Here is a 461-nt window from a genome sequence, read left to right on the forward strand (position 1 = left end):
TTGATAAATACGCACGACCACCGGCAGCGACTCGCCACGTGCATCGCGGTTCAGTTCCGCGCGCGCATTTATCACCAGGTTCATGGTCGTAACCCTGGTGACGAAAACGGCCTGTGCGACATCGGAGCTCGTGTCCTTGACCGATTGCCAGGCGCCGCAACCTGAGAGAAGCAGCGAACAGCCGGCGAGCATGGCGCATCGTCGCAGGGAGGTATCACGCCAGGTTTGGCGTGATGAGAGAAAGGCGGTTTTTTTCATGGCGATAACCGTGGCGATGGCGTTGCCGGCGCAGCGGGGGCGGGATTCTTGCCCACCGCAAAAATCCGCTCAGGCAAACGGAAACCCCGCAGTTTCAGCAACTCCAGCGGCCCCTCGCCCAGTTGCGTACGCAACACGTAATGCAAGGGCTCCGTATCGGGTTGTGCTTGCCAGGTCAGCTGATAGCGGGTGCTGTCCAGCGG

At 60.7% G+C, this 461-nt stretch carries 2 protein-coding genes; both read right to left on the reverse strand.

Annotated elements, in window-relative coordinates; all coding sequences use genetic code 11:
* A partial coding sequence (tssJ, locus tag AC4HNJ_RS21610) for a type VI secretion system lipoprotein TssJ (RefSeq protein ID WP_490481682.1) occupies positions 1-258 on the reverse strand: 258 nt, incomplete at its 3' end.
* Positions 255-461: hypothetical protein (locus AC4HNJ_RS21615; protein WP_490481683.1), on the reverse strand; the 207-nt coding region annotated here is incomplete at its 5' end. The genes tssJ and AC4HNJ_RS21615, both read right to left, overlap by 4 nt.

This window comes from Dyella sp. SYSU CM1112 (assembly GCF_058216415.1).